This is a genomic window from Pseudomonas sp. B6(2017) (assembly GCF_002112765.1).
In the GTDB taxonomy this organism is placed as follows: Bacteria; Pseudomonadota; Gammaproteobacteria; order Pseudomonadales; family Pseudomonadaceae; genus Aquipseudomonas; species Aquipseudomonas piscis.
In genome coordinates this window covers 16,392-31,255 of the sequence record NZ_NEIQ01000023.1, presented here as the reverse complement: position 1 = coordinate 31,255, position 14,864 = coordinate 16,392, and the positions used below count along the sequence as shown (strand labels likewise).

The window sequence follows — 14,864 nt, the reverse complement described above, 5'->3', positions numbered from 1 at the left end:
CGGTATAGCTAGCGCGCCAGTCCCTTAAGCGGAAGAAATAAATAGAATTCTGATCCGGTAAATATGTCTATTTATTACACCCCCCGAAGGAAACGTATCCATGAAATTTTCGAAATTTTGCGAGCGTCTCAGTAAGTGGGCCGGTAGCCCAAAGACCTTCTTTTTCGCCTCGGGTCTGATTCTCGTGTGGGCCAGTACCGGGCCGTTCTTCCATTACAACGACACCTGGCAGTTGATCATCAATACTTCCACCACGATCATTACTTTTCTGATGGTGTTCCTGATCCAGAATACGCAAAACCGTGATAACGACATCCTTCACTTGAAAGTCGATGAGTTGGTACGGGCTTCCAAGGAGGCGACGAATGCAGCGCTGAATCTGGACAAGATGGACACCAAGGAGCTTCGTAAACTACGCAAGGAGTACAGCCTCATGGGACAGGACGAAACCCGCGATGGTGAGCCAGACCTACTTGGCAGCGACGATCCTGGCCCCCCCTCCAGACTGAGAGAGTGAACCTTCGTCAACGGCGCTCCAGTCGCGATGCCGCTGACTCCATCATTCCTTGTGCATGAAGTTGCGGCGTGCGGTAAAGCGCGGTTGGAAAAATCCATTATTTGCAATCCTGATGTCCGGGGAATCATGCAACCTGCATGACGACACCAACTATCAGAGCGAAAAAAACGTTTAAAAATAGAGAGTTATAAAAAACTTGGGATGGCACAAACTATGCCTTGTTCATTACGAGTGCCATGAGAGCACGCCACCCAATCGTGACGAGGTCAACAATGAACGCCATTGATCTTTTGAAAACCGATCATGAAAAAGTAAAGTCCATCCTTGAACAACTGAGCGAATCGACGGATCGCGCGGTGAAGAAACGCACGGAGCTACTCGAAAAACTAGAAATGGAGGTCACCATCCACACACAACTTGAGGAGCAAATCCTATATCCCGCATTCAAGGCTGCAGGAGGTAAAGAGCAAGAGGAAATGTATTATGAGGCCAAAGAGGAGCATCGCACCGTCGACTCGCTGGTATTGCCCGATTTGAAAAATACCGACCCAACCAAACCCGAATTCGCCGGACGCGTAAAGGTGGTCAAGGAATTGCTTGAGCATCATATCGAGGAAGAAGAAACCGAAATGTTCGTGCAAGCCAAGAAACTACTTGGCAAGAGCAAGCTCGAGGAGTTGGGAGAACAAATGCAAGTCATGAAGTCCGCCCTAAAAAAAACTTATAGTTCCTCCAAGACGGCCGCTTGATACTTAACTCCATAAAGCCCGCGTCAAGCGGGCTTTTTTCCGCCTGTAACACCCACCTCCTGGCGCCGTCTGCATATTAAGGACCTACAACTTCATCGCGCATAAAAAAGCCCGTAGAGACTACGGGCAAGGTAGGAGTTACCGAGAGCCCACCTTTGCCGTATGCGGGCTCAATATTAAGAGGCCGGGACAAGACAACCGTTGTTTTTTTTAATAAGCCAGCTGACGAACGGCCTCACGAAAAAGCTGTACAAAAAAAATTTAGATGTACAAATAATAATTTGAACCCACCTGCGTGCTTCTCCGCCCAACCTTTGGACGGAGGTCATCATGAATACGCTTTTCATCATCGATTACACGCTTAACCACGAACAAAGATCGTTCATTATCCGCAGCACAAAGATGAACAGTGCCCTGGCTTGGCATTGGGCCTGTTGTGATGCCGGCATTGGACGCATTCCCAAGTTTGGTCGTGAGCAAGTCAAGCAGATCAGCAAGCCGTTGGCGGAACGTCATGGCGTTGAGAATGTGCAATGGCGACCCTCGGGGAACAGACCGTTTCGCCCCAAGCCTTATACGCCACCCCCTCCGGAATGAGGTTCGCTCATCCCCATGAAAAATACATATCCACTTCGATACGGATTGGAGGCAAGCAATGAAAAGGAAAACTGCAAATGCCGGTCCCGAGATCAAGGTGCTATGGCGAGAAGCCACGGATCTAAGCAACAAGCTGTTCCGAGAGGCTGCCGAGCTGGACGACATTGCCTATCGCATACTCAGCGACGCAGTGGCCAACGAAAACACTCTGAGAGAGTTCCAAATTGCCAAGGACCGGGCCAGTGCCAAATACCAGGAAGCGATGGAGGCCTGGGAACAGGCCAATATCGAACTCGATAAGGCTCGCGGTTTGTTATGACCTGTGGGCTGGTCAGGTCGGCACGGCGGATATTCGAAGAGTCCTATCTTATCCGGCTCCCGAACACCCGCCTTAACTATCGAAATACCCAATGCTATCGGTACTTAATGGATAACATTGAAATCTTGACGTCCATGGAAACTACTTCGCAGCCTGTCGATACAATTTGATTGAATACAAGCAAACGCTGAGTGTAAGGAGTCCAAGACGATAAAATCGTGTTTCCTCCACAAAGCGGCCCGCTCGGATAGATGAAACTGACGTGTTCCATGTATACAGTGGCCGTACTTTTAGCCACCAAATTCCAAGGCAGCCCCCTGGCCGTAATCAACGAACATAATGGAGTACTTCCGGAGAAAGTTACGCGCGTGACTTGCGCCACTCCTGTTTCATCGACCTGCCCTTGCACAGATATGCCACACTGTAGCGCTACGCCAAATGTAGCTGGCATCTTCAGACGGATCGAACCACTACCGTCGTCGGAAAAAGCGCTGCCTATAGGTGTAAATTCAAAACCAGCAGCAGCACCGCAGAGCGGGATTGAAGTCAGGCCAATTGCGAGCACGCCACCGATCAGCAACCTGTTTGGACTTTTCATTGATTTTCCTCTTGGACAGGCGAGTTGGCTCGCCAAACAATGGCCCGGCCGAAATGCCGTCGGAAACAACAAGTCATCGCGTTCTAGCCAGAAATCGAAGTGCATCGCCGCCACAGGCACTCAGAACAACAGGTCGCCATTGGCCGCATAGAAAATCAAAAATTGATTCTAAAAAAGTTTTTTAAACTCCTAGTCACAAAACTCCGATTCGTCAACTTCCGCTTTCCCTGTCCCCTGTGAAAACAGGCTGGATCGAACCACCTAGCGCTAATACGAAGCACAACGTCCTCAACCTGCCAGGTATGCCCCGGGGAATGGTGCAGCCCTTCTGGAGGGCGGGGCGCACTGGGAGGGTATATGTGCTTCATCGACCGGTTGAAGTTTGCCGAATGGCTCCCGGGGGGCCGACCATTGATGCGCTTGAAAGCCCTGCTGAACGCAGGTTAGGAGGCATAGCCCACACGCTGGGCGAGCGCGTCGATAGAGACAGTGGAGGGCCGACGTTCGGTTGCGCCCCGGTGGCGTGGTCGGGCTGATGGCACGAGCGATCCAGGATCATGCGGAAACCGCTGGAGGCACAACAAAGGGTGCTCATGGTGCTGCTTGGCTATCGGCACTGTACCGCCCATTGCGGGCTGCACAGTGCCAGGCGACGCCATAGCCGCACCCTCGATACCAGGTGCGAGGGCTTCAGCCCACGACTGGTGCCGTGGCGTTCTCTGTCCGCTGCTCCTGGGGACGTTCCTTGGGCTTGGACTGCTTGCGTCGCGCTTGTCCACGCTGGCGTGAGGCCTGTTGCCTGGCATGCAGCGCCTGGGAGGCGGTGACCGTACCAGCAGCCTGGCCATCCAGGTCGAGCCGCGGCGCATCCTGGGTCATGCAGGTCCAGTAGCGACTGCCCTTGCACCAGGTAGCGATACCCAGCTTGAGCTGCTCGCTGGTCAGGCCGAGCAGTTCCAGGTGCTGCTCGGCATCCTTGAAGATGCCCTCCTTGAGCGGAACCTTGGGCGCCGGATTGACCGGAAAGACCAGTGGAAAGTGCTTCTGCAATCGCCAGATGGCCTCTACCGCAGGATCTTGCTCACGGGGCTTGGTGTGCGGCGCAGGCTTGCGCTTACCCTGTTTGCTGCTTTCAGTTTTTACCTGCTGTTGTTCAGCCCGCAGGCGGTCACGTAGCTCAGCTAGTTGCTCAAAACCCATCGTTCATTTCAGCTTCATGGTTGATTCGTGGCGCAAGATTACCCCAAGCAGTCGTTTGGAGCAGCCTAAACCAACAACGAAATCAACACCGCACTCCCAGCGGTAGCTGGCCCCAGGGCCTCGGCTCTCACTCCCTCAGCTTCTGGGCAATCGTGCGCAATGGCGCAAGTACCTGGCGCCTGGCGCCGGCAAGGAGCGATTCCTGCTCGAAGATGGGCAACGGGCCAACTCGCTCATTGGGCTGCTTGTAGCCGGGGAACAAACCCAGGGCGTTGCCACGTTCGACACCGACAGCCACGCCGGCGCCCCAGAAGCCAGAGGCGACCAGCTCCTGGACCTGCGCGCGGCTATGGGCGCCCGAGGCGAAGGGGCTGTCGGTGCCGAACAGCAACCGATCCGGCTCGAACAGCTCGCGCAACGTGGCCATGGCCGGACGCGATAGCGAGGTGGCGGTATCCAGGTAGAAGCGCCTCAGGTAGGTCAGAACGCCCTGGGGGGCGGTGTCGCCGTACTCGATCATGGTGTTCGCCAGCGATACCCGCCAGGCGACATAGGGCAGGAAGCCCCCGGCGTGGGCGAGGATCCAGCGGATCCTGGGGAAACGCTCCATGGTGCCGGACAGGATCAGGTTCAACCCCGCTCGCGTAACATCGCAGGGGTACCATTGACCGCCATGAACCCCGAGCAGCCATAGTTGGGGCTGCTATCGGCGAGCTCCGCCTATATCCATTCGAAAGCCTGGTCCGCTTCCGGACCTTGCTCGATAAAGACCATGCCGTATCGCTGGCCTCATTGACTCAAGGCGAACGGGCGCTGGAAGCAACGCCGCCACCTTGACTTGTTCGCCAGCGCTACATCTGCTTGCCATTTCGAGCAGAGATCGCAACGGTGGTCGGCGAATCGGCAAGTGGTACGAACTTGCGCGTCGCGCCATCCAGCGCATCGATCCCCCCCGCTTCGATGTCGTAGACCCAGCCGTGCAAGTTCATGCGCCCCTGTTCGAGCGCCAGTGCCACGGATGGATGCGTACGCAGGTTCGCCAGTTGTGCGATCACGTTCTCACGCACCAGGCCATCGAGCTTCGCGCGGGGCGTGTCGAACTCATGGGCTGCGTTGATCGCTTTTGCGGCGTCCGCATGGCGTAGCCAGTTGGCGACCGCCGGAAGGTGATCCAGGCACGTGCAGCGTGAAATCGCCCCCATGGCTCCGCAGTCCGAGTGGCCGCAGATCACGATGTCCTGCACCCCAAGTACTGCAACTGCATATTCGACAGTGGCCGAAACGCCGCCCGGCTCAGGCCCATAGGACGGCACGATGTTGCCGGCGTTGCGAATAACGAACAGCTCGCCCGGTTCACGCTGCGTGAGGAGCTCAGGCACAACACGACTGTCCGAGCAGGTGACGAACAACGCCTTGGGGTTCTGTGTCGTCGCGAGCTGCTTGAAAAGCTCGATGCGTTGCGGATAAACCTCGCGCTGAAAGCGCAGAAAGCCGTCGATAATGTCACGCATGGAGTTCTCCAAACCCAAATACCAGATGTTGGCGCAAAGCACTCAAAGGCCATCACGCCGCAGTGCTCGTCATTATTGCAGACGTCGCACGCTGGCTGTAGATAGACATCGAGACATAATCATCGCGGCAGATAGGGATAAAACAATACCGACCAAGAGCATCGCCCATGCAGAATGCTGACGACCCAATACCCTCACATTGCCTGGACGGCGCGCCATAGCATGGCCTCCTGCACAGAAACTTCTGCAGAAATGGTCACACCGAACTTCACCGCATACAGGATCAAATCCTCGGCGCTCGCATAGCTTCAGGCCTCGGGATTACCCTGGCCCACTTCAAGGACTAACGTCATGTTCGGGGCTCCACATGGCCAAACCACTAGAGCCGCGCACCTTGAGACCTATTCGGGACATGCGATACATCGCTTGCTCGAACAAATCATCCTCCACCGAATGCGTACACTCTTCGATAACGGCGAAAGCGTCCGGCGTACCAATCGCTCGCAATGCCCAGAGGCATTTTTTATAGAAGCTGCCGTAGTTGTCGTAGTCGAGGTATTCAAGATCAGGCTTGAGCAATATGGCTTGGCGGAGAAAGGGAATGCTGTCGGGATTCGCAGCCTGTTGGAGGGACCAGATAATCTCCTCGTGGTCCATGTGATCTGTTTCAAGAAGGCGCTCGCACTCCTCACGTACTTCTACTGCATCCATGTTGTCTGTTACCCATCTAGCGGTCGATCAAATGTGCCGCATTTTGAGAAACATCCTGAGGATGGGCAAGCGAATAAAAAACCTACAAGACAGTAAAGCGTTGGTATGCCTGGCTAGAATTTTTGGTACGCCTGCGCTTTCCTGCAGACAATAAAAAACCCCGTAGACGTTAATCTACGGGGTTTTCAAGGGTGGAGGCCGAGGTCGGAATCGAACCGGCGTAGGCGGATTTGCAATCCAGATAAAATTTCATTGTTTTCAGTTGGTTAGTGATAGATCTGTTCCGCAAATGCCAACGCCTAGAAAGGCTGTAACCCGCGGCCCTCGCAGGTCGTGATTTTGATTGCGGAACTGATTTTGTAGACCTATCCCACTATTCAGAATCCAACAACTGCTGCCCTCCACCGTCGCTAGGCTTGTGCGCTGATGGCTCAAAATCGGATAGGGATTCGAACCCGACCATAATCAACCGTAGTCCGCTCAAGGCCACGAAATTAGAGTATGTAGCACCTGAGTTAAGGCCTATATAGGCCTAAAGCGGTATCCGCTATGCCCTAAAAATGCCCTAAGATCATCTGCGCTTCTAGCCAACAACCTGTTCGGCATCTGCAAACCAGGGTAGCGAGGATAACGCGACCGAGGTGTGCCAAGTGATCAGCCACTCGGTGTGGATCAAATCCGGCAGGCTGATCCCGTTTTGTGGGAACGCGTCACCCATGCGCCTTTCGCCACCATATTTCCACTCAAGCGGTCCGAAGCCGTCTGCCATACTTCGGCCAGAGAGGCTGTCATGGCCAACTCTGTATCATTCGTAATAAGTTCAGCGTCTCGCAGGGCCTGCGTGTAGCCGATTGCATTATGGTAGGCGCGAACACCAGAAGCCCAGTCGCTCGATTTATGTACTGAGTTCAACCGCAAAAGCCAGGCTGTTTGGACTCTGCGCTCGGCAAACCGGGCTGATCGCTAATCGTTAATACGCTGATGCCTGGCATGCCCCAATCCCCATAATTAAGCGCTGCTTATACGCTTACCAGCACGACCGGTACCAGTAGCCAAATGTAGGGGGCATGGTTACCGCGACCACTAAAAAGGCCCACATCCCCTAGACGAGCAGGCCAGTCCCACCTCGGCTGGCTTTCGCCTAATCAACCCTTGTTCGCAATAACCCTCTTTGCCAAGGTTGATCAACAGGGACATCTCTTCCAACGGAACTCAACTGCTCCGTTTGTGCGTGGTGGGTGTTTCACCAAACCTTGAAGTCCTTTCCAGGGTTTCTTCAAGCGCTCGAACCAGTACATTTGTGCTAGTTGACTCCCCCCCTCCTACGGGGATCATAGTCCCGACTAGTGCTGCCATTCTGAGATTCCAGTCAATCGGACATTCCGACTAGTCGCGCAGTATCACAAGGGACGTTTGGCTGGGTAGTTTAACGCTCGAAGTTGATGACAATCGATGAAATATGTTATTTACTTTTTGATTGTAACGAAGCTAATTTGCTTCTTAATTTAATCGCCAGACGCTACGAGCATGGCAGCATGTGCTGGCCAGCAAATATCACTGACTCGAGATACTCAGTTGAGAAATTCTATTTTTTAGCGTGCTTGTTTGGCTTGATTGATTTAATGTAAATGGATAACAAATTCATGTTCAAGGAGGCACGACACAGCATGCCAGAGTTTTTGAAGTTAAATAAATACGTCATACCAATTACTTTACTACTTGCTGCCTCCACTTCAGCGATAGCTGACAAAGCGAACCCCATTGGCGATTGGTGGCGTGTCTATAGCATAGGCACGGGCAAAAACAACATAGTGTTTGTCGCTGATCTCACGTCCATGACGCCACGGAGTCAAGCGGCGGATGGGCTTCAGTCAGTAGATGTAAACCAAGTCTTCGCTGACCCATCCAAGCCATTGGCGGATGTCTATTCAGTTGAAGTCCAGTGCTCCAAGCACAGAGCCCGCTTTCTTAAAGGAACATCAATAGAACGAACGAGCTACGCACGCCGGGATTTAAAAGTCTCCAATGAGTGGCATACGTTGGATGACGAGGCGCTTTTATATACATTTGCCTTTGTATGTAATCCCCAAGATCGAGTCTTCAACGGCATGTTGTCACTGGGTAAATTTGATCAGATGAAAATGCTCGGGATCATCACGGAGGTACAAGCACCGCCGAAGAGCCCAATGGAAGAGCTGGATGAAATGTTAAACAACAAAAATCCTGAAAAGTCCAGGTAAGGTAAACTCCATGATATATCAATGGATTAAAACGTTTTCTTTAATGCTAGCAGTGTCAGGAATAATGGTAAGCAGCGGCTGTTCCTTAATTGCTCAAAGTCGTTGGGAAGGTCGCGATGCCCAAGAGGCGCTGAATCTGTTTGGCAGGCCCGATACGATGAAAGCAACTCAAGATCCTGATGCAGGTACACTTGTCGTAATGACGTGGTACAAATCCTCTCAGTGGTCGACAACTGAGGCAGCCGGAACATCCATGACACACGGCAGTAATGGTTTGACCCATACCGAGTATTACGAGAACGTCGCTCATAGCTCCGAATGCAAAATTGAAGCAACGGTGAACAAAGCAAAAAAAATAGTGCTTTTCAAAATTCAGAATGGAGAAGTATTTCATGGCAAGTGCCAAAATATTCCTTATGTTCCCGGTTATATCCCCCCAGGCTTTTAGCATCTTCTATAAGTGCTGAAGGGATAACTGATGAGGGGATTCGCGGCAGTTATTTTTTCGAAACAGTCCCTCAGACCGCCTAGTATTGCACCCTCGGATTTTTTCCTAATCCTAATAATGGTCTGAAGGGACGCTCCAAAGTTTTGCCCAGTTTTGAAACGAAAACACCAAGACCCGACAACTGCAACATTTTCAGTTTATTGACGTTGGGTCAACGACTCATGCCTCCCTTGCTTTGCTCCTTGGGCTGAAGAGTTGAATGAACAAATGCTGCTGATGAAGGCACTCAAGAAAAATCCAGGATCCTCCAAACTCGTTGCCTAGGTTAATTTTAGACATAAACAATAATAAGCCCGGACTATCGCCGGGCCTCTTCATTCTGACTACTCTTTGCTCGCTTGCAGCCCCCGCACATACTCCTGACACGCAGCCAACGCGATCAGTCCCTGGTCACCGTCTCCGGCGATGGCGATAATTCGTTGAGCATGCGCTGAGTCAAGTTCGGCTCGCGCTTCTCCATGATCCACGCCGGCGCCGCCGGTGTCGGCTGGCAGCCCTCCGCCACCACCCGGGGCGGCGAGTAGGACTGACAGCCGCACATCAGCAGTAGCCAGCCGGTCACGCAGGCGAGCCTGATCGGTTTGAGCATTTCGCAGTTCCTTGTAGTGGGTTTCGTCATTCATGAGCGAAGGCTTTCTGCGGATTGGCCAGGGCAAGACAGAGAAACGCTTGCGAATTCTTCTGGAGGACGCTGGCAAACAATCAGGCTTGGCGGTCTTCCTGGAGAAACTAAAGGAACGACGCGGCATGAATCGCATCAAGACCTCAGTGCTGATCACTAACTCTTCAGGCTTGCGCATGAGCCATGCAGATCCTGCGCAATCGCTGGGATGAAGCCCGGGAAAAGGCCGCTATCAAGGCAGCTGCCGATGGCGATAACGCTCTGGCAACGAGCATCCGGCAATTTCAGTTTCGTGACATACGACCAAAAGCCGCTAGCGAGATAGCCCTGGAGCATGCCAGCAGACTGCTCGGCCACTCTTCCGAGGAGATCACCAAGAAGGTCTACCGACGTGTCGGAGAGATCGTAAAACCCACGAAATAAGGAGGGGGTTGCGGAACACCTGACAAATTTCAGGCAAGAAAAAAGCCCGTAGATCATTGATCTACGGGCTTTTTATAGTGGAGGCCGAGGTCGGAATCGAACCGGCGTAGGCGGATTTGCAATCCAGATAAAATTTCATTGTTTTCAGTTGGTTAGTGATAGATCCGTTCCGCAAGTGCTATCGGCGAGAAAGGCTACAACTCACGGCCTATGCGGGTCGTTAATTTGATTGCGGAACTGATTTTATAGGTATCCTTGAGCGTTCAGAACCCAAAGACGGCACCCACTGCCGACAGGCTTACGCTCTAACAGCTGAAAACGGATAGGGATTCGAACCCCCTCCTGTTGACCAATAGGCCGGTGCAGGCCCGAATTTACAGGATATTGAGGCTTAATGATCAGCCTAAAACGGACTACAGCGGCCCCCGTTTTACCCTAAATTTGCCCTCCTTCAGCAGGCTCTACAGACAAGCCTCTATCAAAGAGAGATCCTCGCACAGCGGCATACGCTCCCTGATGGTCAAGGTGTTGGCAGCAACAGGCGATGTTGAGACGATGCAGACCACTCTTGGCCATTACTGAGTCGATCACAGCAACCCACATCTGGGCGTTGACCAGCTCGTTATCCGTAGAACATTTGAATTTGCCTTATAGACGACTATCACTTAGCCGATATGACAGTGGCACATTGGCATTTGTGTCTGGTATTAATAGGCGTGTGTTCCTACGCCAAGGAGAAGGCTGGTGACGATTATTCAGGAGAAACCCGCGTGGCCTAAGGGACCTCCGGCCTAGCAGCAAACTGCGATTGCTCGACGCTACGAAGATTGTACGTTTATGCTCTGGCCATACGACCTACTCGTTGTATTGAGCCCCTCACATATATTGCCTTCCAAAGCAGCGGTAACTAGGAGTTAATGGAAAGGGAGAGTGCATTGAAACGATTGCCGAGAAATCCTGAGAAATTTGACACCGTTGAGCTGTTTACAGCGATGTCTCGTGAGCATGATTATGAGCTTCAGTCCACTAAAGATCAGGCTGACTTCCTCTCAAAAATAGGTGCATCTATAAAGTCAGCCGCTGATGATCAGCGACTGCTTCATGGAAAGAGAGTTGAGGGCTTATTTCAACATGTGGCGGGGGCCCTAGGTGGCTGCCTAATGATTAAGCCAGAAGATAGCGGCGCAATGGTCGCGGCCGGGCTGAATATTCGCGCCCCTGACTACTCCGTTGTTCTAAAAAGTGGACTTAGACTTCTGATAGAAGTAAAGAGCTGCTTTCTTGTCGATTGCAAGTCTAACTATGAGTTTACCCGGGATTATTTAGAGGGGCTTGAGAACTATGCTCGGCTGCAAGGTGCGGATCTGAAGTTTGCAATTTATTACTCGCAGTGGAATAAGTGGGTATTGCTATCCAAGCAGGCTTTTGTAGAGCATAAGCGGAAATTCACAATTAATTTTTTGCATGCCATGGCCAAAAATGAAATGGCCACGTTAGGAGATCGTTCTATTGGCACCACTCCATCGCTCGCCATTGAGCTTGTCGCGAGTCAGGATAATGACTCCTCTATTTCGTCAGATGGTATCGCGAAATTTGTTATCGGAGGAATTAGAGCATTCTGCGCGGGAGAAGAAGTAACTAATAGCAAAGATATTCAATTGGTGTTTCAGTTCGTTAGATTTGGCCGTTGGGTCGAGGCGGAAAACAAAGCCGTGTTGGATGGTGATAAAGTAAAGTCACTAAGGTTTGAGTACCGTCCGCATGAAAACGAATGGGATAAAGAAGCAGGGTTTGCAATTGTGGGTGATCTGAGTTCTTTGGTGAGCAGTGCTTATAATGAGCACACTGTTTACGAACGAAAAGTGATTGCTTTAGATTCTAAATATGATCCGGAGTTCTTCAAGGTTGATATCGCTGATGGTTATTCAGGCGAGAACCTTCCTCTCTGGCAAATCCAGTTTGAGCCGAATTTTGATTTTAAACCATAGCGCCTCTAACAAACTACTGGGGCGCGACGGTTATAGAAATAGAATGTCGCATACATGTCTCGCATGTCGGTATCTTGCGAGTAAGAACCATGCAGTTATTCGTCGGTATTGCTAAAAAGGAGAGTTATATGCCATTTGAAGAGTTGCATGCTGTATGGAATGCCAGGCTTGTAGATATTTTTGGCGGCAACATACCTGAGAGAGCTGAGTGGTACGGCCCACAAATAGTGCCAGTCTTGAACGCTGTTTCCGGAAGTTTTAACCATGTTTTTTTTCCGGATGGTGGCGGATTGGATTTACTTGGATGCCGGTTTTCAAACGAAGGCTTATTGGAGTGGGCCACCAGTGACAGCGGTTTTGATACTTTCGTGCATGTTTGCAGCCCTGTGCGACTCCTGTTTTGGAATCCCGGGCCAACCTCTCGAGAGGCAAACTTTATTTTAGAAGTTTCAGGCCTTCCCCCGGTTGACCCTGACCATCGAGGTGCACCCGGAGCAGCAGAGGAAGTGGTTGAGTTATCACCTGGTCGTTACATACCTCGCTATGCTTGGGACCAAGGAGAGTATCAAGGGCAAAGACTTCCTCAGACTGCTCGCCTTTTAGTGCGAGTAACTCAGGCGGGACGTTTTGCAATTTTTGGCAAGGGCGCTCTATATAACCAGTTCCGAGGCGGTGGATTTGACGCATACAATGCTCACCACAATGATCCCTCTGAGTTTAAGCGGATAGTAGAGCAACTTTCCCAAATGCCAGACTGAAAGCCTGATAGCTCATAACGCTCGTGATGTGTTTAACCTACGCTAAGCCTGCATCAGACGGGCTTAGCCGTAGGAATCAGACATGAGCTTGACCGGCCTCGGAGAAGCACTGAATTCAAGAAAATGAACTGCCGTAGTTTTTTATATATACCCTACAAGCTCGCAGCATACAGTTTCAAACTCTACCGGTGATTTGTTCGCCACTGTTTCGCAGAGAAACGGAGAGACCGCTTTTGGCCGTTAGCTGCCCTTCCCGAAATGCAACTATGGGTTCAAAGGAGACGATTTCACGCAGATTCTTCTCGGGTATCGACGCAAAAAGCAAGAAATAGCATTGACTGGCATACAGGTTGTCCCCATTTTGCTCCACGACATCCTCAGTTGCAGGACACCCTCCAAAGCTGATCAAGCTTGGTCGTATAGCTCTGGCTCATCATCTCCCGCCGCATACCCCAATCGGGGTCCGTAGGCACGCTGGCAGCGCGGAGCGTGCCCCTCCCCCAACGGTTGTTGATCTGGTCCAGGACCTTCATCACCTTTTCAGTTTCCGATGGTTGCGCCACCGCAAAGAGATCGTCGGTGTACTCGCCTGGCTGGCACAGATTCAACAATAAGACCTCGGCCTTACTGTATTTGAAGCCCGGCCTGAAAACGCGGTCCAGTGCTTCCACAGCCATTTTCGTCATGAGCCGGACATCATTGGTTGGATACGGCAGCTCTACCAGGACACCGTTGGCGTACTTGGCTTCCTCGGGGTTAAACATGCCCGTACGAATACTGACACGGATTTTCTTACACAATGAATTCTGAGCCCGCAGTTTTTCCGAGGCTCGCATAATGTATGTGGCAACCGCTTCTTTGATTGGAGCCAACTCGGTTAGCCGTCGCCCAAACATCCGACTACAGCAAATCTCCTGCTTTGGAGGATCTGGCTCGTCCAGCTCCAGGCAAGGCGTACCCGCCAGTTCCCGTGCCGTCTTCTCGATCACGACACTGAAGTTCTTGCGCAACGTCCACGGGTCGGCCTTGGCCAAGTCCATAGCAGACTTGATTCCCATCCCATCCAGATGGGCCTTCATCCGCCGGCCGATACCCCACACCTCCGCGACATCAGTGTTTCGCAACACCCAATCCCGCTTTACCTGATCGGTGATATCTACAACGCCGCCAGTGTGCGCTTGTAGGCGCTTGGCAGTGTGGTTGGCCAACTTGGCGAGTGTCTTTGTAGGTGCGATCCCTACACCAACCGGAATGCCTGTACAGCGCAGCACCTGGGCCCGGATCTGGCGGCCGAACTGCTCAAGGCTGTTGATCCCAGTGAGATCTGCGAAAGCTTCATCGATGCTGTACACCTCGACTGCCGGCACCATCGATTCGATCAGCGACATCACCCGCTCGCTCATATCGCCGTATAAGGCATAGTTCGAAGAGAACGCCACAATGCCGTGCTGCTTGAGCTTGTGCCTGATCTGAAAGTAAGGCTCGCCCATTTTTACGTGGGGCTTCGCGTCATAGCTGCGAGCGATCACGCATCCGTCATTGTTTGATAGAACGACGATAGGGACCCTGGACAGGTCAGGGCGAAAGACGCGTTCGCAACTTGCATAGAAGCTGTTGCAGTCGATCAGCGCGAAGACAGACGCAGCCTTAGACATGACTGCGCACGCTACCAATGATCACGCCCCAGATCGACAGCTCGTCCCCCTCCAGGATGTAACGTGGTGGGTACTTGGGGTTCTCAGACAGCAAGACGACATCCTTTCCCCGGATAGATAGCCGCTTGCAGACTGGGTCATTGTTCAAGAGGGCCACCACGATGTGGCCATGCGCCGGCTCAATTGAGCGATCTACGACAGCCAGATCTCCATCGAAGATACCGGCACCCTGCATGCTCTCCCCGGTGATCGACACCAGGTAAACGTGTGGCGCACGAATGTTCAGGACTTCATCGAGAGAAATATGGGCTTCGATGTGATCTGCCGCCGGTGATGGAAACCCAGCGGGCACGTGAAAGAGGCAGAGAGGCAGCTTTAGGCCGCCCTCCGCAATGGGGCCTTCGATTGTGAAACTCATGACGCACGACTTCCAGAACTGTACGAATATACAGTTAAATGGACCAATTG

At 52.2% G+C, this 14,864-nt stretch carries 18 protein-coding genes and 1 pseudogene; 11 read left to right on the top strand and 8 right to left on the bottom strand.

Annotation, left to right across the window (positions count from 1 at the left end; translation table 11 throughout):
* Positions 1-100: 100 nt before the first annotated feature.
* The 4 genes from CAG11_RS29250 to CAG11_RS29235 all read left to right on the top strand — a co-directional run bounded on the left by CAG11_RS29250 (position 101) and on the right by CAG11_RS29235 (position 2,182).
* A complete protein-coding gene (locus tag CAG11_RS29250; RefSeq protein WP_085599628.1) occupies positions 101-517 on the top strand; it encodes a low affinity iron permease family protein in 417 nt (138 codons plus the stop codon).
* A gap of 272 nt (positions 518-789) precedes the next feature.
* Positions 790-1,266 carry a hemerythrin domain-containing protein gene (locus CAG11_RS29245; protein WP_085599626.1) on the top strand — a complete coding sequence of 159 codons (477 nt, stop codon included), beginning with the start codon at positions 790-792 and terminating at the stop codon, positions 1,264-1,266.
* A gap of 330 nt (positions 1,267-1,596) precedes the next feature.
* On the top strand, positions 1,597-1,863 hold the full coding sequence (locus tag CAG11_RS29240) for a DUF6555 family protein (protein WP_085599624.1): 267 nt from the start codon (positions 1,597-1,599) through the stop codon (positions 1,861-1,863).
* A gap of 58 nt (positions 1,864-1,921) precedes the next feature.
* Positions 1,922-2,182 (top strand): hypothetical protein, encoded by a 261-nt coding sequence (locus tag CAG11_RS29235; protein ID WP_085599622.1) that lies wholly within the window; start codon positions 1,922-1,924, stop codon positions 2,180-2,182.
* Between the two features lie 94 nt (positions 2,183-2,276).
* On the opposite strand, the gene CAG11_RS33450 is transcribed toward CAG11_RS29235, so the two are convergent.
* The 5 genes from CAG11_RS33450 to CAG11_RS29215 all read right to left on the bottom strand — a co-directional run bounded on the left by CAG11_RS33450 (position 2,277) and on the right by CAG11_RS29215 (position 6,202).
* The gene (locus CAG11_RS33450; protein WP_143494811.1) at positions 2,277-2,780 is read right to left on the bottom strand and encodes a hypothetical protein; all 504 of its coding nucleotides are present in this window, start codon (positions 2,778-2,780) and stop codon (positions 2,277-2,279) included.
* Positions 2,781-3,470: 690 nt separating this feature from the next.
* Positions 3,471-3,980, bottom strand: a complete 510-nt coding sequence (locus CAG11_RS29230) for a ProQ/FINO family protein (RefSeq protein WP_085599620.1) — start codon at positions 3,978-3,980, stop codon at positions 3,471-3,473.
* Between the two features lie 127 nt (positions 3,981-4,107).
* Positions 4,108-4,614, bottom strand: a complete 507-nt coding sequence (locus CAG11_RS29225) for an amidohydrolase family protein (protein WP_371857931.1) — start codon at positions 4,612-4,614, stop codon at positions 4,108-4,110.
* A 217-nt stretch (positions 4,615-4,831) separates the two neighbouring features.
* Positions 4,832-5,491, bottom strand: a complete 660-nt coding sequence (locus CAG11_RS29220; RefSeq protein WP_085599616.1) for a carbonic anhydrase — start codon at positions 5,489-5,491, stop codon at positions 4,832-4,834.
* A 336-nt stretch (positions 5,492-5,827) separates the two neighbouring features.
* Positions 5,828-6,202 carry a hypothetical protein gene (locus tag CAG11_RS29215; protein ID WP_143494809.1) on the bottom strand — a complete coding sequence of 125 codons (375 nt, stop codon included), beginning with the start codon at positions 6,200-6,202 and terminating at the stop codon, positions 5,828-5,830.
* A 1,442-nt stretch (positions 6,203-7,644) separates the two neighbouring features.
* Between CAG11_RS29215 and CAG11_RS34580 the strand changes: the two genes are divergently transcribed.
* The 3 genes from CAG11_RS34580 to CAG11_RS29195 are packed head-to-tail and all read left to right on the top strand — an operon-like array spanning position 7,645 to position 8,890.
* The gene (locus CAG11_RS34580; protein WP_083235727.1) at positions 7,645-7,830 is read left to right on the top strand and encodes an ATP-binding protein; all 186 of its coding nucleotides are present in this window, start codon (positions 7,645-7,647) and stop codon (positions 7,828-7,830) included.
* On the top strand, positions 7,831-8,442 hold the full coding sequence (locus CAG11_RS29200; protein WP_053130902.1) for a hypothetical protein: 612 nt from the start codon (positions 7,831-7,833) through the stop codon (positions 8,440-8,442).
* 10 nt (positions 8,443-8,452) lie between these two features.
* Positions 8,453-8,890, top strand: coding sequence for a hypothetical protein (locus tag CAG11_RS29195; RefSeq protein WP_228022280.1), 438 nt, complete (start codon positions 8,453-8,455; stop codon positions 8,888-8,890).
* A 383-nt stretch (positions 8,891-9,273) separates the two neighbouring features.
* Here the strand turns inward: CAG11_RS29195 and CAG11_RS29190 are convergent.
* Positions 9,274-9,570 (bottom strand): annotated as a pseudogene (locus tag CAG11_RS29190) (lysis protein); the annotation flags it as partial.
* A gap of 1 nt (position 9,571) precedes the next feature.
* On the opposite strand from CAG11_RS29190, the gene CAG11_RS34255 reads away from it, so the two are divergent.
* From CAG11_RS34255 to CAG11_RS33445, 4 genes are all read left to right on the top strand, one after another.
* Entirely contained in the window at positions 9,572-9,784 is a 213-nt protein-coding gene (locus CAG11_RS34255; RefSeq protein WP_256578775.1) for a hypothetical protein, read from the top strand.
* Complete coding sequence (locus CAG11_RS29185; protein WP_256578765.1) at positions 9,756-9,995, top strand: integrase; 240 nt, start codon at positions 9,756-9,758, stop codon at positions 9,993-9,995. Before CAG11_RS34255 ends, CAG11_RS29185 begins: the two co-directional genes overlap by 29 nt.
* Positions 9,996-10,930: 935 nt before the next feature.
* Positions 10,931-11,983, top strand: coding sequence for a hypothetical protein (locus CAG11_RS29175; RefSeq protein WP_143494807.1), 1,053 nt, complete (start codon positions 10,931-10,933; stop codon positions 11,981-11,983).
* A gap of 89 nt (positions 11,984-12,072) precedes the next feature.
* On the top strand, positions 12,073-12,741 hold the full coding sequence (locus tag CAG11_RS33445) for a hypothetical protein (RefSeq protein ID WP_143494805.1): 669 nt from the start codon (positions 12,073-12,075) through the stop codon (positions 12,739-12,741).
* 377 nt (positions 12,742-13,118) lie between these two features.
* Here CAG11_RS33445 and umuC read toward each other — a convergent pair whose 3' ends face one another.
* Positions 13,119-14,396 (bottom strand): translesion error-prone DNA polymerase V subunit UmuC, encoded by a 1,278-nt coding sequence (gene umuC, locus CAG11_RS29170; protein WP_085599609.1) that lies wholly within the window; start codon positions 14,394-14,396, stop codon positions 13,119-13,121.
* Positions 14,389-14,814, bottom strand: a complete 426-nt coding sequence (locus CAG11_RS29165; protein WP_077934292.1) for a LexA family transcriptional regulator — start codon at positions 14,812-14,814, stop codon at positions 14,389-14,391. The genes umuC and CAG11_RS29165 overlap by 8 nt, the downstream gene beginning before the upstream one ends.
* Positions 14,815-14,864 lie beyond the last annotated feature (50 nt).

Excerpts from the sequence above, each read along its gene's own strand:
- CAG11_RS29250 (WP_085599628.1), top strand. The coding sequence starts at position 101 with ATGAAATTTTCGAAATTTTGCGAGCGTCTCAGTAAGTGGGCCGGTAGC.
- CAG11_RS29245 (WP_085599626.1), top strand. The coding sequence starts at position 790 with ATGAACGCCATTGATCTTTTGAAAACCGATCATGAAAAAGTAAAGTCC.
- CAG11_RS29240 (WP_085599624.1), top strand. The coding sequence starts at position 1,597 with ATGAATACGCTTTTCATCATCGATTACACGCTTAACCACGAACAAAGA.
- CAG11_RS29235 (WP_085599622.1), top strand. The coding sequence starts at position 1,922 with ATGAAAAGGAAAACTGCAAATGCCGGTCCCGAGATCAAGGTGCTATGG.
- CAG11_RS33450 (WP_143494811.1), bottom strand. The coding sequence starts at position 2,780 with ATGAAAAGTCCAAACAGGTTGCTGATCGGTGGCGTGCTCGCAATTGGC.
- CAG11_RS29230 (WP_085599620.1), bottom strand. The coding sequence starts at position 3,980 with ATGGGTTTTGAGCAACTAGCTGAGCTACGTGACCGCCTGCGGGCTGAA.
- CAG11_RS29220 (WP_085599616.1), bottom strand. The coding sequence starts at position 5,491 with ATGCGTGACATTATCGACGGCTTTCTGCGCTTTCAGCGCGAGGTTTAT.
- CAG11_RS29215 (WP_143494809.1), bottom strand. The coding sequence starts at position 6,202 with ATGGATGCAGTAGAAGTACGTGAGGAGTGCGAGCGCCTTCTTGAAACA.
- CAG11_RS34580 (WP_083235727.1), top strand. The coding sequence starts at position 7,645 with ATGACAATCGATGAAATATGTTATTTACTTTTTGATTGTAACGAAGCT.
- CAG11_RS29200 (WP_053130902.1), top strand. The coding sequence starts at position 7,831 with ATGGATAACAAATTCATGTTCAAGGAGGCACGACACAGCATGCCAGAG.
- CAG11_RS29195 (WP_228022280.1), top strand. The coding sequence starts at position 8,453 with ATGATATATCAATGGATTAAAACGTTTTCTTTAATGCTAGCAGTGTCA.
- CAG11_RS34255 (WP_256578775.1), top strand. The coding sequence starts at position 9,572 with ATGAGCGAAGGCTTTCTGCGGATTGGCCAGGGCAAGACAGAGAAACGC.
- CAG11_RS29185 (WP_256578765.1), top strand. The coding sequence starts at position 9,756 with ATGCAGATCCTGCGCAATCGCTGGGATGAAGCCCGGGAAAAGGCCGCT.
- CAG11_RS33445 (WP_143494805.1), top strand. The coding sequence starts at position 12,073 with ATGCAGTTATTCGTCGGTATTGCTAAAAAGGAGAGTTATATGCCATTT.
- umuC (WP_085599609.1), bottom strand. The coding sequence starts at position 14,396 with ATGTCTAAGGCTGCGTCTGTCTTCGCGCTGATCGACTGCAACAGCTTC.
- CAG11_RS29165 (WP_077934292.1), bottom strand. The coding sequence starts at position 14,814 with ATGAGTTTCACAATCGAAGGCCCCATTGCGGAGGGCGGCCTAAAGCTG.